The 20,534-nt window shown below is 65.0% G+C and carries 23 protein-coding genes; 11 read left to right on the forward strand and 12 right to left on the reverse strand.

The window, feature by feature from the left end; translation table 11 throughout:
• On the reverse strand, positions 1-1,599 hold the full coding sequence (locus KF857_01350; protein ID MBX3110628.1) for an NFACT family protein: 1,599 nt from the start codon (positions 1,597-1,599) through the stop codon (positions 1-3).
• Between KF857_01350 and KF857_01355 the strand changes: the two genes are divergently transcribed.
• Positions 1,599-2,021 (forward strand): hypothetical protein, encoded by a 423-nt coding sequence (locus tag KF857_01355; GenBank protein MBX3110629.1) that lies wholly within the window; start codon positions 1,599-1,601, stop codon positions 2,019-2,021. The two genes, KF857_01350 and KF857_01355, sit on opposite strands and share 1 nt — an antisense overlap.
• Here the strand turns inward: KF857_01355 and KF857_01360 are convergent.
• The 4 genes from KF857_01360 to KF857_01375 all read right to left on the reverse strand — a co-directional run bounded on the left by KF857_01360 (position 2,018) and on the right by KF857_01375 (position 5,514).
• On the reverse strand, positions 2,018-2,779 hold the full coding sequence (locus KF857_01360; GenBank protein MBX3110630.1) for an HAD family hydrolase: 762 nt from the start codon (positions 2,777-2,779) through the stop codon (positions 2,018-2,020). The two genes, KF857_01355 and KF857_01360, sit on opposite strands and share 4 nt — an antisense overlap.
• A gap of 8 nt (positions 2,780-2,787) precedes the next feature.
• Positions 2,788-3,546 (reverse strand): hypothetical protein, encoded by a 759-nt coding sequence (locus tag KF857_01365; GenBank protein MBX3110631.1) that lies wholly within the window; start codon positions 3,544-3,546, stop codon positions 2,788-2,790.
• Positions 3,543-4,112, reverse strand: coding sequence for a sigma-70 family RNA polymerase sigma factor (locus KF857_01370; GenBank protein ID MBX3110632.1), 570 nt, complete (start codon positions 4,110-4,112; stop codon positions 3,543-3,545). Before KF857_01370 ends, KF857_01365 begins: the two co-directional genes overlap by 4 nt.
• A gap of 88 nt (positions 4,113-4,200) precedes the next feature.
• Positions 4,201-5,514, reverse strand: coding sequence for a hypothetical protein (locus KF857_01375; GenBank protein ID MBX3110633.1), 1,314 nt, complete (start codon positions 5,512-5,514; stop codon positions 4,201-4,203).
• A 51-nt stretch (positions 5,515-5,565) separates the two neighbouring features.
• Between KF857_01375 and KF857_01380 the strand changes: the two genes are divergently transcribed.
• Positions 5,566-6,309 carry an SDR family oxidoreductase gene (locus tag KF857_01380; protein ID MBX3110634.1) on the forward strand — a complete coding sequence of 248 codons (744 nt, stop codon included), beginning with the start codon at positions 5,566-5,568 and terminating at the stop codon, positions 6,307-6,309.
• Between the two features lie 21 nt (positions 6,310-6,330).
• On the opposite strand, the gene KF857_01385 is transcribed toward KF857_01380, so the two are convergent.
• The 4 genes from KF857_01385 to lgt are packed head-to-tail and all read right to left on the reverse strand — an operon-like array spanning position 6,331 to position 9,261.
• Positions 6,331-6,561, reverse strand: coding sequence for a hypothetical protein (locus KF857_01385; GenBank protein MBX3110635.1), 231 nt, complete (start codon positions 6,559-6,561; stop codon positions 6,331-6,333).
• Positions 6,562-6,597: 36 nt separating this feature from the next.
• Complete coding sequence (locus KF857_01390; GenBank protein ID MBX3110636.1) at positions 6,598-6,984, reverse strand: hypothetical protein; 387 nt, start codon at positions 6,982-6,984, stop codon at positions 6,598-6,600.
• A gap of 18 nt (positions 6,985-7,002) precedes the next feature.
• Positions 7,003-8,346, reverse strand: a complete 1,344-nt coding sequence (locus KF857_01395; GenBank protein ID MBX3110637.1) for a GAF domain-containing sensor histidine kinase — start codon at positions 8,344-8,346, stop codon at positions 7,003-7,005.
• A 57-nt stretch (positions 8,347-8,403) separates the two neighbouring features.
• A complete protein-coding gene (gene lgt / locus KF857_01400) occupies positions 8,404-9,261 on the reverse strand; it encodes a prolipoprotein diacylglyceryl transferase (protein MBX3110638.1) in 858 nt (285 codons plus the stop codon).
• A 72-nt stretch (positions 9,262-9,333) separates the two neighbouring features.
• On the opposite strand from lgt, the gene KF857_01405 reads away from it, so the two are divergent.
• Complete coding sequence (locus tag KF857_01405) at positions 9,334-10,413, forward strand: Mrp/NBP35 family ATP-binding protein (protein ID MBX3110639.1); 1,080 nt, start codon at positions 9,334-9,336, stop codon at positions 10,411-10,413.
• Here KF857_01405 and KF857_01410 read toward each other — a convergent pair.
• A complete protein-coding gene (locus KF857_01410) occupies positions 10,410-11,216 on the reverse strand; it encodes a M48 family metalloprotease (GenBank protein ID MBX3110640.1) in 807 nt (268 codons plus the stop codon). The two genes, KF857_01405 and KF857_01410, sit on opposite strands and share 4 nt — an antisense overlap.
• Before the next feature lie 157 nt (positions 11,217-11,373).
• Here KF857_01410 and KF857_01415 point away from each other — a divergent pair, with 157 nt between their 5' ends.
• The 8 genes from KF857_01415 (at position 11,374) to KF857_01450 (ending at position 17,985) form a co-directional block, all read left to right on the forward strand.
• Entirely contained in the window at positions 11,374-11,766 is a 393-nt protein-coding gene (locus KF857_01415; GenBank protein MBX3110641.1) for a type II secretion system protein, read from the forward strand.
• A 162-nt stretch (positions 11,767-11,928) separates the two neighbouring features.
• Positions 11,929-12,429, forward strand: a complete 501-nt coding sequence (locus KF857_01420) for a hypothetical protein (GenBank protein ID MBX3110642.1) — start codon at positions 11,929-11,931, stop codon at positions 12,427-12,429.
• Positions 12,426-13,031, forward strand: coding sequence for a hypothetical protein (locus KF857_01425; GenBank protein ID MBX3110643.1), 606 nt, complete (start codon positions 12,426-12,428; stop codon positions 13,029-13,031). The genes KF857_01420 and KF857_01425 overlap by 4 nt, the downstream gene beginning before the upstream one ends.
• Entirely contained in the window at positions 13,028-14,974 is a 1,947-nt protein-coding gene (locus tag KF857_01430; GenBank protein ID MBX3110644.1) for a hypothetical protein, read from the forward strand. Before KF857_01425 ends, KF857_01430 begins: the two co-directional genes overlap by 4 nt.
• Positions 14,975-14,986: 12 nt before the next feature.
• Positions 14,987-15,397, forward strand: coding sequence for a hypothetical protein (locus KF857_01435; protein MBX3110645.1), 411 nt, complete (start codon positions 14,987-14,989; stop codon positions 15,395-15,397).
• Between the two features lie 57 nt (positions 15,398-15,454).
• A complete protein-coding gene (locus tag KF857_01440) occupies positions 15,455-15,703 on the forward strand; it encodes a hypothetical protein (protein ID MBX3110646.1) in 249 nt (82 codons plus the stop codon).
• A gap of 31 nt (positions 15,704-15,734) precedes the next feature.
• Positions 15,735-16,913: a tryptophan synthase subunit beta gene (gene trpB / locus KF857_01445; protein ID MBX3110647.1), complete on the forward strand. Its 1,179-nt coding sequence runs from the start codon at positions 15,735-15,737 to the stop codon at positions 16,911-16,913.
• A gap of 58 nt (positions 16,914-16,971) precedes the next feature.
• Positions 16,972-17,985 (forward strand): aspartate-semialdehyde dehydrogenase, encoded by a 1,014-nt coding sequence (locus tag KF857_01450; GenBank protein MBX3110648.1) that lies wholly within the window; start codon positions 16,972-16,974, stop codon positions 17,983-17,985.
• A 10-nt stretch (positions 17,986-17,995) separates the two neighbouring features.
• On the opposite strand, the gene KF857_01455 is transcribed toward KF857_01450, so the two are convergent.
• Complete coding sequence (locus KF857_01455) at positions 17,996-19,252, reverse strand: hypothetical protein (GenBank protein MBX3110649.1); 1,257 nt, start codon at positions 19,250-19,252, stop codon at positions 17,996-17,998.
• 26 nt (positions 19,253-19,278) lie between these two features.
• A complete protein-coding gene (locus KF857_01460; GenBank protein ID MBX3110650.1) occupies positions 19,279-20,460 on the reverse strand; it encodes an aminotransferase class I/II-fold pyridoxal phosphate-dependent enzyme in 1,182 nt (393 codons plus the stop codon).
• Between the last annotated feature and the right edge of the window lie 74 nt (positions 20,461-20,534).

Genomic DNA, 20,534 nt, shown 5'->3' on the forward strand with positions numbered 1-20,534 from the left:
TTAGTCGGCTTTCTCCACGTGCAAGGTCTTTTCCTGCACGTACGTCGCAAACCCCGCGGCCGAGCCGCGGGGTTTGCGCACATACTTCTTTAGGGTGTAGTCGACCGCCACATAGTGGGAGTGCTTGCTGACGCTGTTCCGCACCGCCACCTGGGCGGCGAACATCAGGTCGGCCCGCTGCACCCGGTCCGGCTTGTTCTCCGTCTGGAGGACGACGTGGGCCGACGTCACCCCCCGCACATGGAACCACAGGTCGTTGGGCCGGGCGACCTTCGTGGTCAGGTAGTCGTTGCTCGTCGCGTTGGTGCCGTAGAGGACGCGCCACCCCGCGGGGGAGACCAACTCACGGACCGGGTGGCCGGCATACGGTCGCTCCTCCTTTGGCCCGGCATGCTGCTCGACGCGAAGCCAGTGTCGGGAGTCGGCGAACTGCCTGAGCTCGTCGACTCTTTCCAAGTCTTGACACTCCTCGACATCCACTAATAAGGCCTGGATGGCGTCGCGGTCGGCCACGATCCGACCGTGTTGGCTGTCGACCTCCTCCGCCCGGGCCTTGGCTTTCTTGGCCCGTGAGAAGTAGCTCTGGGCGTTCTCGACCGGGGACTTAGTGGGGTCAAGAGGGACGCTGACCGGTGTGCCGTCATAGTCCCATGCTTCCAACTTTGTGTCGCCAGACTTGACCGCACCTTGGTACGCCAAGACCAGTTCGCCCAGACGTTGGGTCTGGTCGGCCTGGGCCGCCGCCTCCCTCGCCCGGGACAGCTCTTCCACCGCTCGGGCCCGGTGGGCGAGGACACGGCGCAGTTGGGAGGACAGGGCCGCCTTGGCCCGGTCGAGTTTGTCCTGCCCCACTCGCTCGCCGTACGCCTGGTCGAGGGCTTGGTTGATGCCGACTTTGGACAGAGTATCCCACCCCAACCGTGATACATCGAAGGGGTATGCGCCATGCCCGGGTGCCACAAACGCACCAAACTGACCGGTCGCCAAGGCCCGCTGGACATCCGCCAAGGGCAGCCCCGCGTCGAGCAACCTGCCAAGAAAGGGCGACCATCCCTCGTACTGCTTCAGGTCGTCGCCGGCCGTCGCCTGGGTCAGCGGGGGCTTGGGGTCAAAGGGCGGCGGCTCGTAGGGCTGTCCGGGCAGGACAGGCCGTCTGCTCTGAGACCGCCCGACCCACTTGGCCGCACCGACCACTCGCCGCGACGAATCGACAAGCATGATGTTGCTGTGCTTGCCCATCAGTTCGGCGACCAGTTGATAGTCCCCTTGGGCTGAGGAGACCCCGACCTCCAGGATCCTGTCCAGCCCTCTCTGGCGGACGAAAACGACACGCCCGTCAGTGAGAGACTTGCGCAGAGTCGCGCCAAAGGCAGGGATGTCGCCCGCCGGAGACGGTCGACGTGAGACCAGGTGCGCCCGGGCTGTCTCCGCTTCCGCCGAGACGAGCAGCCAACGCTCGACGCCGTAGTAGAGCGACAGCACGATGACGAGCGGGTCGGGCTGCCAGACCTTTTGGATCCGGGCTCCAACCCACTCTTGACCCTCGGCCACGACGGCGGCGAGGACAAGACTGTCATACGGGATGTGTCGGCTGGACATTGGCGTTCGTCCTGAAGATGATGGCTCAGTCCAGCCGTGTGCGCCGAGTATGGGCCGTCTACGTCCTTTACTGCGTCCTGTCGTCAGCCCTGAACCTCGGCGTCTTCCTCTTTGCCCTGTGGATGAGAGTGCACCGCGCGGAAGTCTGGCCCGTGTGGATCGGCCCGGACATATACAGCCAACTGCCCGGCTACGTCTTCACGGTGATTGAGGCCGGCGGCATGGCGGTGGGGGCCTTCTTTTGCGCGGGCGACATCGCCGTGCTGGCCCTGCCCAAGAACGACAAGGGTTGGGTGGTCGGCATGGTGAACATCGCTCTGGGCCTCGGCTCGGTGGTCCTCACCCCTCTCTGCCTTTGGCTGGTCTTCCAGTGGTTGGCCAAAGGATTTCGCGAAGAGTTTCGTGGAGAACCAGTCGCTTAAGGCTCGAGAATCTCGCGCAAGTCCGTGACGGTCATGTCGGGCGGGACAGCGCCCTCCGGCAGTTCCTCGGGCCGACCCGTTTTGTTGCTGGGAGCGACGTCACTCGGTCGCCGGACCCACACCGTCTTCCATCCCGCCGTCTGGGCCGGCACAACGTCATGTTTGTAGCTGTTGCCGACAAAGACGATCTCACTATGCTTTGCCCCGGTGCGGTCTGTCGCCATGGCAAAGATGCGCGGGTCTGGTTTGCCGTATCCCATGTCACCCTCGATAAAGATGTGACTGAAGTACGGGCCAATGTTGAGGGTTTGGATCTCTTGCCTTTGGATGTCGGACGGCCCGTTGGTGATCAGTCCCAGTTGATAGTGGCCGTACAAAGCGTGGAGGACTTCCAAAGACTCAGGAAAGAGTTCGAGTGCCGCGTGCCGTTCGACGTAGTAGGTGTCCGACAGGGCCTGGGCCAAGCCCTCGTCATATACGCCGACACGTTCAAGGGTCCGCCGCATCAGTTCCGTGCGGGTCAGGTCGCCGCTTTCCAGGTACTTCTGGTACCAGTGGGTCTTCCCGATCGTCTGCACGAACTCGGTGAAGGCGTCGGCCCAGGCGTCGAGGAGCTGGTCCAGGCTTGCGCCGTGCTCGGGATGCTCGCAAAATGCCAATCGGAGCCCCTTCTTGGCCGCGTCCCAATAGGCACATAAAGTGTCGTCGAGGTCAAAGTAGACGACCTTGACTTTTCCGAGACTGCCGACCAGTGGCACAGGTGAGATTATTGTCGGGCCGGCGGTTGGTCATCAGGGACCAAGCGATGGGCCAAAGCCTTCAACTCGTCGACAGACCGGTCACCCATGAGCATCAGGGTGTAGCCGTTTTGTCGCCAGCTTGCGCACATCGTGCCGTTGACCAGGCCGACGGAATACTTGTCACCAGAGGTTGCGGGCTCCAGCCCTTCGACCCGGTCCATGCCCTTGACCATGCTGAGGGCGAGAAATCCGTCGCGGTCGCGGAAGAGGACCGACTCGGCCTCCTTCCCGTTGATCGCGCCGACACGTCCTTCGACGTAGGACATGTTGGCCGGCATCGTGACAACCGGGGAGTCTTGAAGGATCTGGAACCGAAGCCGGTCGGGTGTGCCGGCCGCGGGCTGGGTCACAGGCCGCAAGGTGTCGAACAGGCTGGCGGCCTGCGTCCGGTTGAGGACACGGCTGCCCACGGTGCGGTTGGTGATCCCCGCCGCGACGATCGCGACCAAGAACACACCGCAGAAGGCCCAGCCGAACTTGGCGACGACCCCTTCGGCACGCCTCGCCTTGTCGATGGCGTCCAAGCGGGCGACCGCCTTCTTCCAGGTCTCCATGCACGGTTCGGTGTGGCACCGTCGTGCGACAAGGTCGGGCAGGGCCTGCGCCCACAGCAGTTCGTTCGCAGCGGCCGGTTCGGCCGCCACCCGCTGCTCTACCTGCGCCTTCTCGGCGGAGTCACATTCGCCGTCCGCATAGGCGTGGATCTGCTCTTGCCAGTCGTTCATTCCGTCACACCAGGTTTGAGATACCCTTGCTCCCGGGCGAAAGCTTCGAGCCTCTGCCGCAACGCCGCGCGCCCGCGGGCGATCCGCGAACGGACAGTCCCCACCGGAACTTGGGTCACCTCGGCGATCTCGTCGTAGCTCATGTCTTCAATGTCGCTCAGGATCACCGCCAGCCGGAAGACCTCGGGCACTTCCGCCAGCGCACTTTCCACTTCTGCTCCCAACATGTGGTCGAACATCTGCCGGTCTGGCGCTTGGTCCGCGGGGGCCGTCGGTTCGAGGATGTTTTCCTCGTCGTCCAGCGAACTGGTCGGCCCTTCCCTTCTCTTGCGCCTGTAGCGGTTGATGTACAGGTTGGTCAGGATCCGCAACATCCATGCCTTGAAGTTCTTGCCGTCGAACCGGTCGAAGGCTTCGTAGGCGCGGACAAGCGTCTCCTGTGAAAGGTCGCTCGCGTCGTCCCGGTCGCGGGTCAGCCGTAAGGCCGTGCCGTACAGCGACGGGTAGACGCTCTCGGCCAGTTTCTGGAACTTCTCCCGCTGAGGGTCGCCCCGTCGAAAGAGCATGGACTGGTCGAGTGTACCTCTCGGCCAGGTTCAACACCCCTTCGCCCAGGCGGGTTCCCGCCTAGGTCATGTCAGGCAAAAATACCGTTCAGTCGATGAACCCCCACCGGCCTTTGAAACTGGCGGAGACGACAAGGAGCATCATCTCGTCGTTCGTCGCCTCGCCCCAACGGACGTTACGCGGTGGGTCGCTGGGTTGGTGGGGGTTGTCGCTTGAGTTGTCGTAAGTCGCCTCGATCACGACCTTTGAACCTTTCGGCAGGTGCAACGGCTCCCGGAACGTGTAGACCAGTTGCCAGTTAAAGTCCCAGTCGTCGACATCGACCAGCACCTTCTTGCTGCCGTCCGGAAAGACGGCGGTCGCCTTCATCGCCTTGCCCAGCTTGTGCATGTGCGGCATCACGCTGTAGACCGTCGCGTCGACGGGCACCGGCACGGTCTGGCGGAAGTGGACCGCGTTGTCTCCGGCGGGGATGTTGATGAAGGGGTTGGCGAGCCAGGCGATCCGTGCGGGCGTGGTCGCCGGCTGCTTCAGGAAGTACAGGCCGAGTTTGGTCTGGTCGATTTCGGGCTTGCCCGACTTGTTGTAATGGACCTGCAGGACGATCTTGGTGCCCGGGTCGAGTCGATAGCCCGCCCCTTCCGGAAGGCGCCCTCCCGAGACCCCCGGTGCCCATCCCCCCAGGGAACCGCTCGGCATGACGCCGATGCCGCCGCCTGTCGTCAGGTAGCCGCCGTCACGGGCCTTGGGCCCGTGTGCCAAGCGCTCGCTCCTCCCGGACTTGTCCAGGAACGCGATCACATGGTGGACGACCCGCTTGTTCCCCGGTTTGACGTCGATGCCGTTGACATAGACCGTCTCCTTGAGCTGGGGGTCGATCACGAAGTTCCAGTACTCGTCGACCCCTTCGGCGCCGAGCTTGAACGGTTTGGACATGCCGACCACCAGGTCGGGCGTGCCCATCGCCCAGTCCTTGGCGGGCGGTGGGGGAGTCGGGGCCTTCTTGGCGTCGCCAAGCGGTGCCCCCGCGTCGGCCCAATTCTTGATGAGGGCGACTTCTTGCTCGCTCAAGTGGTTGTCGTTTTGGTAGCTGACATCAGTCGGCCGGGTCTTCCACGGCGGCATCTGGCGCGAGCCGGTGACCAAGGCGACCATGTCTGCACGCTTCCGGACGTCCTCATAGGAGGTCAGGGAAAATGGAGCGACCTCTCCGGCCCGGTGGCAGGTCGCGCACTTCTTGTAGATGATCGGGGCGACGTGCTCGGCGAACGTCACCTTGGCAGGAAGCGGGGTGGGCACGGGCTCCGGGACCGGCTCGGCCTGCTTGGGCCTCGACACCGCCAAATATCCGGCGCCGACCGCCGCGCCGGCGACAACCCACATCCTATAATCAACCAGCATCACGTCACCTTTGGTCTATCTTAACGTAGTAGAGGCTAGCAGGTTTTGAGCATGTCTGAAAAACGAGTCCTGGTGACCGGTTCCAGCCGTGGGATCGGGCGGGCGGTGGCCCAACGTCTGGCCCGCGACGGGTGGCAGGTCGCCGTCCACTTCGGCCACAACCGGCGCGACGCCGAATCGTTGGTCAAGGAGCTGGGCGACCATTCGGCCGGGGCCTATCAAGCCGACCTGGGCGACCTCGACCAAGTCCGCGCCCTGTGGGACCGCGTCGTCGCCAACGGCCCGGTCCACGCCCTCGTGAACAACGCCGGTGTCTATGTCACCCTCGACTTCTGCCATGCCAGCGAAGAGGTGTTCGCCGCCACCCTGTCGCGATGCATGAAGGTGAACTTTGAGGCCCCGGCCTGGCTCGCCCGCGAGGCGTGCCGGTCGTTCTTGGCCCAAGGCGGCGGAAAGGTCGTCAACGTGGCCAGCCGGGTGGGGCACCGGGGCGAGGCCGGGGCCGCGCCCTACTCCGCCTCCAAAGCCGCCCTCATCAACCTGACCCGGGCGCTCGCCGTCGAGCATGCCCAACACAACATCCAACACTTCGCCATTGCCCCCGGGTGGGTCGACACCGCCATGGCCCGCGACGGGATGAAAGAACGCCTCCCAGAGATCCTCAAGGGCATCCCCTTGGGCCGCATGGCGACCCCGGCCGACTGTGCGGGTGTCGTCGCCTTCCTGCTGACCGACGAGGCCAGCTACCTGAGCGGGGACGTCATCGACATCAACGGCGCGAGCTACCTGCGCTGACGCGGCGTCGACAGGATCACATCAGGCCGGCTGCACGCGGCTCACGACGACGTAGTTGTTCGTCCCCAGGGCCTTGGACTTGCGCACATAAAAGGCGGCGTGGGCCTGGTTGCGGAGCGCGTAGTGGATGTCCGCGTCGTCAAGGGTGACGACCCCGAGCCCGGGCACCTTGACGTCCCCGTTCACCGTCGGCTTGCCGAGGTCTTCCCACGTCAGCAGGTAGCGGTCGCCCACCGCAGGCGTCAATGGCATGCCGTCAGGATACCTGGGCGCCGGGCTTGGCCACGGTCAATCCGAGAACGCCAAGTATCCCAAGACCAGCCAGTTCACCACGGGAACGTAGAGCAAGCAACCCAGGAGCCCGGACTTGCCCCGCTCTTCGGCCAGGGAGGCGAGTGTCATCGGGAAGAGGACAAAAAGCCACACAAGGTTGACGCAGGGCACGATGGCCAGGACCGGCCACCACCAAGGGCGCTTGGCCACGTGGGTCATGTAGAACACGTTGACCAGCGGGACCCAGGCGAGCCAGGCGTTCTCCGCCTTCAACTTTGACGCGATCACCGACATGCAGACCGCGATGAAGAGGTAGGCGAAGATGCTGTTCCCGAAGTAAATGGGGCCGAACTGGCCCATCCAGTTCGTGTCTGCCGCGGCCAAGAGTTGCAGTAGCGTCATGGGTCTCCTCGTTGTCCACTAGCGTGACGACTGGAGGGCGGGTTGCTTGTCTGAGACCTTCGACTCTGGCGTGTCAGCCCCGGGAAACTCGACCTCAAACGTCGATCCTTCCCCGAGTTTGCTCCGGATCGCCAGCTTGGCCCCGTGGGCGGCGACCAGCTCCAGCACGACCTTCATGCCGAGGCCGCTCCCGCTGCTGCTGTCCCAGTTCGACCGGGCGTTGCCCGCCAAGATCGACCGGACGACCGCAGGCGACATGCCAGGCCCGTCGTCAATGACCTCGAAGACGTGGCTGCCCGAGGCATGGCGGTAGCGGACGGTGACTTGGCCAAAGTACGGGTCCTCTTCGCCCTGGTGCTCGGCGATCCACTCGGGGGGCACCGTCTCCCTGACCGCCTTGACCGCGTTGCCGACCAGGTTCTCGACGATCCGGATGACGAAGAGGTCGTCGAACTCGAACTCTGGGGCGTCACGCTGGAGGTCGTAGACGAGACGGACATAGTTGCGACGCGCCTGCGCTTCCATGAACTCGGCGGCCTCCTGGGCGACGACGGCGAAGTTCTGCTTGCGCATCTTGGCCTGCAACGGCTTGCCGGCGGCCAGGTCGTTGATGAGCTTGGCGTATCGGAACACGCGCTCGCTGTAGGGGGCGAAGACGTCTCGGTACGCCATCTCCAACAAGTCGAGGTAGAGGGTGGCCTCGCCGGTAAGCTCCTGCTCCTCGAACACGCGGCGCAGGCCGTCGATGTTGCGCTCGAAGTCGGGCAGGTACGTGACGAGGACCCCTGCCTTGTTCGCCAAGTCATGGGCCGCGCGGCCCATACCTTCCAGGCTCGCGACCCGGCGTTGCTGCTCCATCATCCGCGAGTTCAAGATCGCGAGGGTGCAGACGTCGCTGATCGTGTCGAGCACCGCGGCGTCCACGTCGTCGAAGACGCCTCCCTTCTTGTTGACCAGCTGGACCACACCGATCGGTTTCTGTCCTTGGATCGCCAAGGGCACCGTGATCATGGTGTGGACGGTCACCCCCGTCTTGCGGACGATCGCCTTGTTGCCCGGGTCGCCCGACTGGCCGTATTCGTTCGTGACCGGTTCCCCGCTCTGGAAGACCTGGCCGGCCACCCCGTGGTCGTCGGGGATGTCGAGCCGCTCCAGCTTGCGCTCGACCTCTTCGGGCAGGACATGGAGGAAGCGCAGGGTCTTGTTGGCGGCGTCATGGATGTACATGGTGCCGCCGCTCGCGCCGACGGCGTCGACGCAGAGGTGCAGGACCTCCCTGAGAATGGCTTTGGTGTCGCCAGAGGAGGCCAGCTTGTTGGTCGCCGTGTGGACGGCGTCCAGAAGTCGCCCGAGTTCTGCCATGTGTTTGGGGGAAAAACTGCTCCTACGGTAGGGCGTTGGTCCCTGATCGAATAACGCCTATTGTAGATGAATAGTTTCCGATCTCTCTACGGTCGCCGGCTCACAATCATCACTCCTTTGCGAAGATTGCGCCCGCTTCATGTTGAAAACCAGCATGCCGACCCCGACCAGCGCGGTCAGGGCACTGGCGATCTGACCCGCGGAGAACGGCCCGACGTAGTACGGCTGGTCTCGATAGACCTCGGTGACGATGCGGAAAAGGCCGTACCCGATGACGAAGGTCGCCGAAACAAACCCGCGGCGTGAACCCCATGTGGTCTTGCTCATCCTCCACAGGACCAACGCGAGCAAAAGGTGGGTGGCGCACTCGTAGAGCTCGCTCGGGTGGCGGGGCACCATGTCCTTGCGCGGATAGATGACGCCCCAGTCTCCCCCCGTCGGCTTGCCCCACAGCTCACCGTTGATAAAGTTGGCGATCCTGCCGATGCCCAGCGCCAATGCGGTCAGGGGCGCCAAGACGTCGCCCAGGGCATAGAAGTCGGTCTTGTTTTTCCGTCCAAACAACGCGATGGCGACAATGACCCCGACCAATCCACCGAAGAACGCCATGCCGCCTTCTTGGAGGCGCAACGGGAATAGAGGGTCTTCGCGCCAGCGGTCCATGTTTTGCACGACGAACCCCATGCGCCCGCCGACGAGGACGCCAAGGATGATGCCGAACGTCAGGTTCTCCAGTCCCTTGGCGTCGAGCCCCCGGACCTTGCCCGCGTCCATCGCCTTTTTCAGGCCCAGGTAGGCAAAGACGAAGCCCAGCACGTACGCCATGCCGTACCACCGGATCCCGACCTCGCCAAGGCCGCCGACGTGGAAGGGGCCCAGCATGAACGGGTTGAACTTGTTGACGAACGGCTGCATGAGCCGGGGCAGTTTACTGATATCGCCGGGCCCGGCCGTGCCGGTCCGCGCCAGGTACCTTGGACACACCCCATGTCCGTGACCGTCGACCAGGTGCTCGAGGCGCTACGCGCCGTCCAAGACCCCGACCTCCATCGCGACATTGTCACCCTCGGCTTTGTCAAGGACGTCGACATCCAAGGCCCCCGGGTGGCGTTCACTGTCGAACTGACCACGCCCGCCTGCCCGGTCAAAGACCTCCTCAAGGCCCAAGCGGAGGACTGCGTCCTGGCCTTGGACGGCGTGGAAGAGGTCGCGGTCGAGATGAGCGCCCAAGTGCGGCCCCGCGCCGCCCAACCGGAAGACCTGCTCCCCAACGTCCGCCAAGTCATCGCCGTCGCCAGTGGCAAGGGCGGGGTCGGCAAGAGCACGGTGACGGTGAACCTGGCCGTCGCCCTCGCGCAGTCTGGAGCGAAGGTCGGCCTGCTGGACGCCGACGTCTATGGACCCAGCGTCCCGCTGATGATGGGCGTCGCCGACGAGCGCCCCATGAGCCGCAACGCCAAGATCATGCCGATCGAACGGCACGGCGTGAGGATGATGTCGCTCGGATTCCTGCTCGAAGAAGGCCAAGCCGTCCTGTGGCGCGGGCCGATGGTCCACAGCACGGTGCGCCAACTCCTCGCCGACGTCATGTGGGGCGAACTTGACTACCTCCTCGTCGACCTTCCCCCCGGAACCGGCGACGCACCGATGTCCCTCGCCCAGTTGGTGCCGCTCACCGGGGTCGTCCTCGTCACCACGCCCCACAATGTCGCCGCCAACATCGCCGGCAAAGCGGCCGCCCTCTTCAACCGGCTCAACACGAGGATCCTCGGCGTGGTGGAGAACATGGCCGCCTACGTGTGCCCGAACTGTGGGGACGAGACCCGGCTCTTCGCCGGGCTGAGCGGCGCCGAGTTGGCGGCAAGCCTGCAGACCGAGTTTCTCGGGTCCGTGCCGCTCGACGCCGCAGTGGGTGGCGCGGCCGACCAAGGGGTACCGAGTGTGCTGGCCTATCCGGACCGGCCCCAAGCCAAGGCGTTCCGGACGATCGCCGGCGCCGTGGCGGCCCGGACGAGCGTCCTCGCCCTGGGCAAGGACAAGCAAGAGGTCACGTTCTCGCCGGTTTAGCCGCCGCCCGTCATCGTCGCCCAACCCTTCTGCCACGTGAAGGAAGAAGCCGACAGTTTGCGGGGCCGTTGGGGCGGGAAGGTGACGCCACTGTCCTTGATCCGTTTTTCGATCGCCTTGACCCGGTTGCCGCTGTCGGGGTGGGTGCTCAAGAACTCGGGCCCACCGCTTCCCTGCTTGGCCAGAAGGGTGAAGACGTCGGCCATGCCTTGCGGGTTGTAACCCGCCTCCACCATCAGATCGTAGCCGACCGAGTCGGCCTCCGATTCGTGCTTGCGTGAATAGGGCAGGCTACCGAACACGGTGTCTGCCGCCCCGGCAAGGTCGGCGATGGAGTCGTTGGCCCGGATGATCGTCAGGAGGGCGAGGATGCCGATCTTGCGCTTGAGGTTGTCGGCATAAGCGCTCGCCCAATGCTGGTTGCGGATGTGGGTCATCTCGTGACCCAGGATGCCCACGACCTCGTCTTCGGTCTTGAGCTTGTCGAGGAGGCCCGTGTAAAAGAAGATCGGCCCGCCCGGCAAGGCGAACGCGTTGACCTCCTTGCTGTCGACCACGTCAAACGTGTACTCGAACGGCTTCTCCTTCTTCTCTTTGGCGGGGATGAGGTCGACAAGGATCTTGCCGAGGCGGCGCAGTTCCTTCACCCGGCCGTCCGTCGCGGGCAAGACCTTTTCTTTCTTGCGCACTTGGGCGGCGGCGTCCTTGCCGATCTTGATCTGGTCCGCGATGCTCGGCCGCAAGGGGTCGGCCATGGCACTGGACGCGGCCAAAGCGACGACAAAGACGGACAAGACCCTCATGTTGACTTCGACGGCCCTTGGCGTCGATGAGTTTCCTCGTCCCGGACGCCGAACCCAGCAATTTTGGCGTAGGAGCGCGCCGGGCGACTGTGGAACCGGAAGAGTGTTGGTGCTCCTTTCCCGCGCTACGTGGGAGGACACGCGGGGAAATACACAGATGTACAAGCGAAACAGCAAGCGCAAGGGTTTCACTCTCGTCGAGATCATGATCGTCGTCCTGATCATCGGCATCCTGTTGGCCATCGCCGTGCCGAACTTCATCAAGGCCCGGCAGAACAGCCGCCTCCAGTCGGTCGTCGGCAACCTCAAGCAGATCGACTCGGCCAAGCAGCAGTGGGCCATGGACCTGGGCAAGACGTCCGCCGACGTCCCTGTCGCCGCAGACCTCTCTCCCACCTACATGACCAAGTGGCCGAGCGGCCCGGTCGGCGTCGCCGCCGACTATGTCGCCAACGCCGTGAACGCCGACCCCACCTTCAAGGGCCAGACGCTCACCGCCTTCCAGGACCCGGCCACCAAGGACGCCGCCATCGCGGCCGCCGGCCTCTAAGGCCCGGCTTCACCCCGCGACAAGAGCCCAGGCCCACCGCCTGGGCTCTCATGCTTCCCCGAGCGGCTTGACCATGCCCTTGACCGCTCAGGAGGACATGAATCGCACCTAAACTATCATTTCTCTTAGTCCGACCATTTGGCATGGAGTGGAACCGCCCAAATGGTGAGAGAGCAAACCTATCCCCGCCGGAACAAGCAGAGGGGTCACACCCTGATCGAAGCCATGTTCGCCGCGATGCTGGCGTTGACGTGCTGTCTGCTCTTTGCCGCCACCGTCCCGGTGGCGAACCGGAGCCGGGGCCGGGCCGAGTTCACGTCGGTGGCGACGAGCCTCGCCCAAAAGCAACTTGAGATCATCAAGGGGCTCGGCTACGCCAAGCTCAGCAAGGACGCCCTCTACAGTGCCGGCGTCGTCCAGAGCCCGACCGCCGTCGACCTCCAGGCCGCGGGGCTCACCGACAAGACCGCCTTGGGCTACGAGACCACGAACCTAGACTCGGGCCAGAAGGACACCGCCGCCAACGCCCTCCCCTCCGGTCGGTCGTTTGTCCAGCTGTCCGACGTCGACATCGACCTGCGTCAAGCCACGGTCCTCGTCTTCTGGAAGGACAACGGCCAGAACCGGTCGACCTCCGTGACCAGCCTGGTGGCCAACCTATGAAACGCCGTACCCTCCGTGGCCTTTCCATCGTCGAGTCGCTGGTCGCCAGCGTCATCTCGTCCATGGTCCTCTTCGTCGCCATCAGCGCCTATCTGGCCGGTATGGGCAGTTGGGCGCGTGGCGAATCGTGGATCGACGTCCAGCAGCAGAGCCGGAACAGCGTGCGCGTCGTCTCCGACAAGCTGCGCGAAGCGATGGCCGTCCTTGTCGACCTTGACGGCATGGGCCTGACCTACAAGCTTCCGGCCAAGGACTCCTCCGGCGCGTTTGTCGTCCCCCTGACCTGGGACGGCGTCACCCGCCGCATCTACTACAGCAACGGCAACCTGTACACCCAGGACGGCCTGACCGTCAACCAGGTCGCCACCGGCATCATCACCATCGACCCGTTCCTTGGCGCGGACAACGCCCGGACCGTCGTCATCAAGAACGGCGCCTACAGCGCGCCGTCATACAAGATCTTCTCCACTGACGGCTCAGTGAACCCGCGCAGCGTCATCGTCTGCGTCGTCACCAAGAGCCGCGGCAAAGGGGCCGAGACGATCCATGCCCGCCACAGGGAGACGATCTTCCTGCGGAACCTCCCCTCGATCACGAAATGAAACACCGCAAAAGACTTTCCCGTCGGCGCGGAAGCGCCCTCCCTGTCGTCTTCGGTCTCTTGGCCATCTTGGCCGTCAGCGTCGCGGTCTACCTCGACCGGGCCACCTTCGCCTACCGGAGCGCCAAGAAGAACGAGCACGACGTCCAGACAAGCCACCTTTGCGAATCTGGCGTCCAATCGGTACTGCGCTCGTTGTGGCGTCAGTTCAAGTCGAGTCAGAACTTCACCACCATGGACCAGTCGGTGGACGGCGCGACCGCCGAGAACCCGATGGCCTCGCAGACTGGCGAACTGGCCGGGATCGGCCGTTACGCCGCCGGTGTCATCTCGTCCACCCAGCCCAACGGCAGCTCCTACGAGCGCCTGGTCGTCATCCGGGCTGTCGGCTGGATCGACACAAACGCCAACGGCCTGCAAGACAGCGGCGAGGCCCGGCGCACCGTGGACGTGACGGTGGACTTCACCCTCGACCGGTCGAAAGTCTTCGACTACACCTACTTCGTCAACAACTTCGGTTGGATGACGGGCTTCGGCCCCAACGACCTCTACATCAACGGCGACGCCCGCAGTAACGGGGACTTCACGTTCAGTAGCGGGTCGGGGACGGTCAACGGGTCCGTCATCGCCAGCTACAACGACCGCCTCGTCCCCGGCGCGGCCGGCGTGGTCAATCTGGCCCCCTACAAGTGGACGACCAGCAACTACGATAGCCAGATCAACGGAGGCATCTCGGGGGCCAGTCGCATGCGCCAACCCTACGACCCCGCCGTTCACGGGGCCATCGGCTCGGCTGAGTTTGAGAAGTGGCGCGGCCTCGTGTACTACGACACCGCCTCGATCCAGGGCAACGACGTCTTCGGCGCCGCCATGCAGGACGTGAACGGCACGAGGGCCTGGTCGAACACAAGCGGGACGCCGACCTTCAACACGATCGACTCGACCCCGACGTCCACCCTGACCCTGCCCGACCTCAGCGATTTCGGCAGCGTCACCGACGCCGCCGACCCGGACGGCAAGCGGTTCGCCAAGAGCAAGGCCTGGACGGACACCAAGGCGACGTATGGCGACGGCACACCGAACCCGAACTATGCCGGCTCGGGCGGCACCGCCGACGAATACAACGCCGACGGCACCCCGAACGTGAACTACACCGGGGCGTACCTCGATGTTTACAACAGCTCGACCGGCAAGTGGGTCCGCGTCTCGTCCGGCGGGGTCGTCAACAACTCGGCCCTCCTCATCGGCACGTCGACCAAACCGATCCGGATCCACGGCCCCGTGACGGTGAACGGCGACGTGGCGATCGCGGGCTACGTGCAGGGTCAGGGGACCATCTACACGAGCAGAAACGTCCACGTAATCGGCTCGATCAAGTACAAGAACCCGCCCGACTTCCGTGGCAACGACATGCAGGCGGTCGAGAACTCGATCGAGAAGAAGGACATGCTCGGCCTTGCCGCCAGCCAGTCCATCATCATGGGCGACACCACCTCCTTCGGCAGTTATCCGCTGAAGTACATGACGCCGCCCTTCACCAAGCCCCGTTACGACGACAACGGCAACCTGATCCCGGCCTATGACGCGACCCAGACCGACTCATGGGGGATCAAGAAGTACCAGTCGATCCTTCAGTCCGGTAGCACCGCGTCGGCCTACAAGAGCGCGGCGGCCGGCGGGGTCAACCAGATCGACGCCGTCCTCTACACGAACTTTGTCGGCGGAGGAAACGTCGGCGTGGCCGGCGGCGGCATGACCTTGAACGGCACGATCATCGCCAAGGACGAGGCCATCGTCACCTGGAGCCTTCCGATCCGGATGAACTACGACCACCGGATCAAAGAGCGGTCGCTGAACCAGAAGCCGCTGATCGACATCGACCTGCCCCGCAGCCCGACCCTGATCCGCTACAGCTGGCGCGACCTTGGCCTGAGGCTGGACTGACCTAGGAGACACATGAAACGAACCTTACTTGCCGTCGTCCTCCTCGCCTTGGCGCCCCTGTGCTTCGCGCCGATCGAGGACAAGCCCCAAGGAGCCCAGTTCCACGGTGAACTGACGGACGCGCAGATGGAGGCCGCCCAACGCGGTGAAGTCGTCTCCGCGACCCCGTCGGGAGGCTCATCGGTGCTTGAAGACCAGAAGGCCGACATCCCGGCCGCGACGACCGACGCCGACGCCAGCAAGATCATTGCCAACGCCTCTGCCACCGAGGTCCTCAAGAAGGCGGAGGCAGACGTCAAGGACCAGCAAGGCGCGAAGGTGAGGCCGTTCATCGTGGGCGGCTCGGCCCTGCTCTTGGTCGGAGGGCTGCTCTTCGGGGCCAAGGTCTGGCTCGACAAGTCCGTGCCCGGCGGCAACGGCTGATTCGATCCTGGCCCCGACTCGGCGGGGCCAGACTGCCGTTTGTGGAACAGTCTCACTATGGACAGGACGCAAAAGCTTATCGTCGGAATCGTCCTGACTGTCGTCCCCACCTTCTTCACCCCTCTTCTCAACATCCCCACCCCTAGCCCTGACGGAGGCAAGGACGTCTTACAGCAGAAGCACACCCCCGTTCCCCCCGCGGCTGTGGCCATAGGCGCGGTCCTCCTCGTCTGCGGCGTGCTCCTGGGGGGCAAGGCCCTGCTTGACCGGACCGTGCCGCCGAGCCAAAGCGGCCCTCCGACCTGAGCCAAAGCCCTCGGAGGCGTAGAATGGCCCCATGTCTGCCGTGCTCCCCGAGTCGGGCCGGTTCGGCGCCTTTGGCGGCCGCTATGTCCCGGAGACCCTCGTGCCCGCGCTCGACGAACTGGAGTCGACGTTCCGCGAGGCTTGGGCCTCACCGGAGTTCCATCGGGAGTTCGAGACTTACCTGCATGATTTCGTCGGCCGGCCGACACCGCTCACCGACTGCCGACGGGTCTCCGAACTGACCGGGTACATCGTCAGTGCCAAGCGCGAAGACCTCAACCACACCGGGGCCCACAAGATCAACAATGCCCTCGGCCAGGCCCTCCTCGCCCTGCGGATGGGCAAGAAGCGCATCATCGCCGAGACTGGTGCCGGGCAACACGGCGTCGCCACCGCCACTGTGTGCGCCCTTTTCGGCCTCAAGTGCGACGTCTATATGGGCGAGGAGGACTGCAAGCGCCAGGAGCTCAACGTCTTCCGGATGAAGCTGCTCGGCGCCCGGGTCGTCCCCGTGTCCAGCGGCACAAAGACCCTGAAAGACGCCTTGAACGAGGCGATGCGCGACTGGGTCACCAACGTGCGCGACACCCACTACATCATCGGCACGGCGGCCGGACCCCACCCGTACCCGGCCATGGTGCGCGAGTTCCAGTCCATGATCGGTACCGAGGCTCGCGCCCAGTATCTGGAGAGACACGGCGTCCTTCCCGACGTGGGCGTCGCGTGCGTCGGCGGCGGCTCCAACGCCATCGGCTTCTTCTCCGGCTTTCTGGGCGACCCCACCCGATTGATCGGGGTGGAAGCCGGCGGCCATGGCGTGGCGACCGGCAGACATGCCGCCCCGCTCACTGCCGGGTCGCCCGGGGTGCTCCACGGGTCGTACAGCTACCTGATGCAAGACGAGGACGGCCAAGTGCTGCCCACCGAGTCTGTCTCCGCCGGGCTGGACTACCCAGGCGTGGGAGCCGAACACAGCTTCCTCAAGGACACGGGGCGGGCCGAGTACACCGCCGCGACCGACGAGGAGGCCCTGACCGCCTTCCGCTGGCTGGCCGAAAACGAGGGGCTGATCCCCGCCTTCGAGTCGGCCCATGCCTTCGCCCTCCTCTTGCGGCCCGGGATGTTTGCCCCCGGCACAAGGGTCTTGGTCAACCTGAGCGGCCGTGGAGACAAGGACATGGAGCGGGCGAGCCAGTTGCTGAAGCTCTAGGCCCCTACCGCGGGTGTCCTATGCCCCGGGGTGCAAACCGGCCATCATCAGGCCCGCAATGTCCAAGCCCCTGAACGTGGCCGTGCTCGGCGCGACCGGCGCTGTCGGCCAGGAGTTTCTCCGCCTTTTCGTCGACCGGAAGTTTCCCGTCGGCAAACTCATTCTGCTGGCCAGCCCCCGGTCAGCCGGCGTCCAGATCGAGCACGCCGGGGAGAAACACACCGTCCAGGCCGTTTCGGCCGAGTCGTTCCAGGGCGTCGACGTCGCGTTCTTCTCCGCTGGCGCGGGCCGGAGCCGCGAATGGGCGCCGGTCGCCAATGAGGCGGGCGCCTTGGTCGTGGACAACTCCAGCGCGTTCCGCATGCACCCCGACGTGCCGCTGGTCGTGCCCGAGGTCAACTGGGACGCCGTCAAACCGTCCGACCGCCTCATCGCCAACCCCAACTGCTCCGCGATCATCATGCTGATGGCCGTCGCCCCCCTCCGCAAACTAGGCACGGTCAAGAGGATCATCGTCAGCACCTATCAAAGTGCCAGCGGTGCCGGCGCGGCGGCCATGCGCGAGCTGGAAGAACAGACCCGCACCGTGTTGGCAGGCGGCGAGGCCAAGCCCGAGGTCTTCCCCCACCGCTATGCGTTCAACCTCTTCAGCCACAACACCCCGGTCGGGGAGAACGGCTACAACGAGGAGGAGAACAAGGTCGTGGAGGAGTCGCGGAAGATCCTCGGGATGCCCGGGCTCCGCATCAACCCGACGTGCGTCAGGGTCCCCGTGCTCCGCGCCCACAGCGAGTCGGTCACGGTCGAGTTCGAGGACGAGGCCCCGTCCGTAGACCGTGTGCGCGAGACTCTGGCCGCCGCACCTGGTGTGCGGTTGGTCGACGACCGCGACAACAACGTGTTCCCCATGCCTCTGGACGCCAGCGGCATCGAGGACGTGCTCGTCGGGCGTGTCCGCCAGGACATCAGCGACCCCCACTCGATTTCCCTGTTCGTTGCCGGAGACCAGCTCCTCAAGGGCGCGGCCCTCAACGCGGTGCAAATCGCCGAGCGAGCGTTCGGACTCCGCTGACGGTTCCCGCCTAGAGGGAGAGCGACGCCTTGGCGGATCCGAGAAGGTAGAAACTGCCCGTGACGACCACGACCGGCGTGCCCAGCCAGGCCGCCGCCGTGGCCGCGTCCGGGAACACATCGACCGACGGAAACACCCGGCGGGCCGCGTCGGCCACCTCGCCGGGCTCCAAGCCACGCTCGTTGTCCACCGGCACGACCGCACACTTGGACCCGCGACTGGCCAACTCGGCCAGAAACGGTCCCGGCTCGTGCCCGCGCAACATGCCGACGACAAACCCGATGTCGCGGCCCTCGAACTCGTCCGTCAGGCTCTGGACCAAGGCCGCGGCCGAGGCGGGGTTGTGGGCCCCGTCCAAGACGTGCGTCCGCCCGCCCGCCTCGTGCACCTCGAACCGTCCGGGCAGGCGGGTCGCCGCCACGCCTTCAGCGGCGTCCCCCCGTTCACGCATCAAGCCGGCCGCTTCGACGGCCGCCCAAGCGAGGGCCATGTTGTGTGGTTGCACCGAACCCCTGATGCCGGGCCTGAGTCCACGGCACCGGCCCGCCGGCGTGGACACCGCCCAGGCACCACCGTCTTGCTCCACGACGACGTCTCGTCCAAAGCGCCAGACCGGCGCGTCGGCCTCCCTTGCCACTGCGTCGATTGACGCCCACGCCTCCTCCGCCAGGTCCCCCACCACGACTGGCCGCCCCGGCTTGATGATCCCCGCCTTTTCCCGCGCGATTTGTGCAAGCGTGTCGCCCAGAATGTGCATGTGGTCGTAGCCAATGCTGACGACCACCGAGCAGACGGGGTCCACGATGTTGGTCGCGTCCAGTCTCCCGCCCAAACCGACTTCCAGGGCCACCGCATCGCACCCGGCCTCCTGCCAAGCCATGAAGCCGAGAGCCGTCTTGGCCTCGAACTCCGTCGGCCCACCGAGGTCCGTGTCGACCATCGCGTCCCCGACCGCGACTATGCGGGCCATCAGCCGGGCAAACATATCCTTTTCAATCCAATCCAAGCCGATCTGGACGCGCTCACGCAGGTCGTAGACATAGGGGCTGTAGTAAGCCCCGGTCACGTAGCCCTGGGCGACCAGCATGTTTTGGACATACGCGGTGACCGACCCCTTGCCATTGGTGCCCGCGACATGGACGAACCGGGCCGAGCCGCCCTCGGCCACGCCAAGGCGCCGGCACAACTCTCGCATCCGGTCGAGCTCCAGGCGCCATCCTCGGGCCATCATCGCACCGAGGGCCGCCACCGCTTCCTCGTACGTCATCGTCCCCCCCTACCGCCGACCGGCAATCAGCCGACGAGGCCCGATTCCTTGATCCGCCGCACCGCCTCGGCGAACCTTTCGCCGTCGCGGTCACCAGGCAAGGTCAAGGCCATCCGGACAAATCCTTCGCCCGAGGGCCCCGCGCCCCCGCCCGGCACGGTGACGACCCCGGTCTTTTCAATTAGCGCAGCGACAAACTCGGCGCTGGACATGTCGGCGCGGGGCACCGGCGCCCAGACAAACAACGTCGCCTTCGGCTTGTCGATGTGCCAGCCGATTTCGGCCAGACCATCACAAAGCAAGTCGCGCCGGCGCTGGTAGACCTTCATGGTCGCGCTGTTGTCCACGGAGTCCAAGGCGACCATCCCGGCCCGCGAAACGGCGGCGAACTGCTTGCTGTCAATATTGCTCTTCAGCTTTTGGAGCGTGGCGACCACGTCGGGGTTGCCGATGGCAAAGCCCAGGCGCCAGCCGGTCATGTTGTACATCTTGCTCAGGGAGTGGAACTCCACCGTGACCTCCTTGCCACCGGGCACCTGGAGGGCGGTGGGGTTGACGTGCCCGTCAAACGTCACCGTGGCATAGGCCATGTCGTTGACCAGGACGATGTCGTGGTCCCGGCAGAACCGGACCGCGTCCTCGTAGAAACTCCTTGTCGCCACCCCTGCCGTCGGGTTCGACGGGTAGCACACGTAGAAAAGCTTGGCCCGCCGGGCCACGTCCGAGGGGATGTCGGCCAGGACAGGAAGGTAGCCGTTCTCCCGCTTCAAGGGAGTCTCGTACACCTCGCCACCGGCCATGAGAGTGTTCACCTTGTAGACGGGATAGCCGGGGTCGGGCGTGATGGAGTAGTCCCCTACGTCGATGTACGACCACGCCAGGTGGGCCAGCCCTTCTTTGCTCCCAATGACTTGGCACACGTCGGTAGACGGGTCGGTGTCGACACCGAACGTCCGGGCATACCATCGCGTCGCCGACTCCAGAAACGGCACGTAACCCCGCGCACTCTCGTCGTACCGGTGGGTGCTCGGGTCGTTGGCCGCTTCGGTCAAGGCGTCGATGATCGGCTGGGGGGTCGGCAAGTCGGGGTCGCCGATACCCAGGTCGATGACGTCCACACCACGCGCGGCTGCCTCGCGCTTGGCCCGGGCGACTTCGGCGAATAGGTACGGGGGGATCTTGTCAAGCCGCTTGGATGGGGACGCCATAGGCGCGCGAGTTTACCGACGGCCCTGTCATCCGGGGGACGCGGGTCCTTTCATGACCAAACCAGGTCAAAAAT

The organism is Fimbriimonadaceae bacterium (assembly GCA_019638795.1).
GTDB lineage: Bacteria > Armatimonadota > Fimbriimonadia > Fimbriimonadales > Fimbriimonadaceae > JAHBTB01.

Bases quoted from the DNA above. Each gene is read 5' to 3' on its own strand.
- KF857_01350 (MBX3110628.1), bottom strand. From the start codon at position 1,599: ATGTCCAGCCGACACATCCCGTATGACAGTCTTGTCCTCGCCGCCGTC.
- KF857_01365 (MBX3110631.1), bottom strand. From the start codon at position 3,546: ATGAACGACTGGCAAGAGCAGATCCACGCCTATGCGGACGGCGAATGT.
- KF857_01370 (MBX3110632.1), bottom strand. From the start codon at position 4,112: ATGCTCTTTCGACGGGGCGACCCTCAGCGGGAGAAGTTCCAGAAACTG.
- KF857_01375 (MBX3110633.1), bottom strand. From the start codon at position 5,514: ATGCTGGTTGATTATAGGATGTGGGTTGTCGCCGGCGCGGCGGTCGGC.
- KF857_01380 (MBX3110634.1), top strand. From the start codon at position 5,566: ATGTCTGAAAAACGAGTCCTGGTGACCGGTTCCAGCCGTGGGATCGGG.
- KF857_01385 (MBX3110635.1), bottom strand. From the start codon at position 6,561: ATGCCATTGACGCCTGCGGTGGGCGACCGCTACCTGCTGACGTGGGAA.
- KF857_01390 (MBX3110636.1), bottom strand. From the start codon at position 6,984: ATGACGCTACTGCAACTCTTGGCCGCGGCAGACACGAACTGGATGGGC.
- KF857_01395 (MBX3110637.1), bottom strand. From the start codon at position 8,346: ATGGCAGAACTCGGGCGACTTCTGGACGCCGTCCACACGGCGACCAAC.
- lgt (MBX3110638.1), bottom strand. From the start codon at position 9,261: ATGCAGCCGTTCGTCAACAAGTTCAACCCGTTCATGCTGGGCCCCTTC.
- KF857_01405 (MBX3110639.1), top strand. From the start codon at position 9,334: ATGTCCGTGACCGTCGACCAGGTGCTCGAGGCGCTACGCGCCGTCCAA.
- KF857_01410 (MBX3110640.1), bottom strand. From the start codon at position 11,216: ATGAGGGTCTTGTCCGTCTTTGTCGTCGCTTTGGCCGCGTCCAGTGCC.
- KF857_01415 (MBX3110641.1), top strand. From the start codon at position 11,374: ATGTACAAGCGAAACAGCAAGCGCAAGGGTTTCACTCTCGTCGAGATC.
- KF857_01420 (MBX3110642.1), top strand. From the start codon at position 11,929: ATGGTGAGAGAGCAAACCTATCCCCGCCGGAACAAGCAGAGGGGTCAC.
- KF857_01425 (MBX3110643.1), top strand. From the start codon at position 12,426: ATGAAACGCCGTACCCTCCGTGGCCTTTCCATCGTCGAGTCGCTGGTC.
- KF857_01430 (MBX3110644.1), top strand. From the start codon at position 13,028: ATGAAACACCGCAAAAGACTTTCCCGTCGGCGCGGAAGCGCCCTCCCT.
- KF857_01435 (MBX3110645.1), top strand. From the start codon at position 14,987: ATGAAACGAACCTTACTTGCCGTCGTCCTCCTCGCCTTGGCGCCCCTG.
- KF857_01440 (MBX3110646.1), top strand. From the start codon at position 15,455: ATGGACAGGACGCAAAAGCTTATCGTCGGAATCGTCCTGACTGTCGTC.
- trpB (MBX3110647.1), top strand. From the start codon at position 15,735: ATGTCTGCCGTGCTCCCCGAGTCGGGCCGGTTCGGCGCCTTTGGCGGC.
- KF857_01450 (MBX3110648.1), top strand. From the start codon at position 16,972: ATGTCCAAGCCCCTGAACGTGGCCGTGCTCGGCGCGACCGGCGCTGTC.
- KF857_01455 (MBX3110649.1), bottom strand. From the start codon at position 19,252: ATGACGTACGAGGAAGCGGTGGCGGCCCTCGGTGCGATGATGGCCCGA.
- KF857_01460 (MBX3110650.1), bottom strand. From the start codon at position 20,460: ATGGCGTCCCCATCCAAGCGGCTTGACAAGATCCCCCCGTACCTATTC.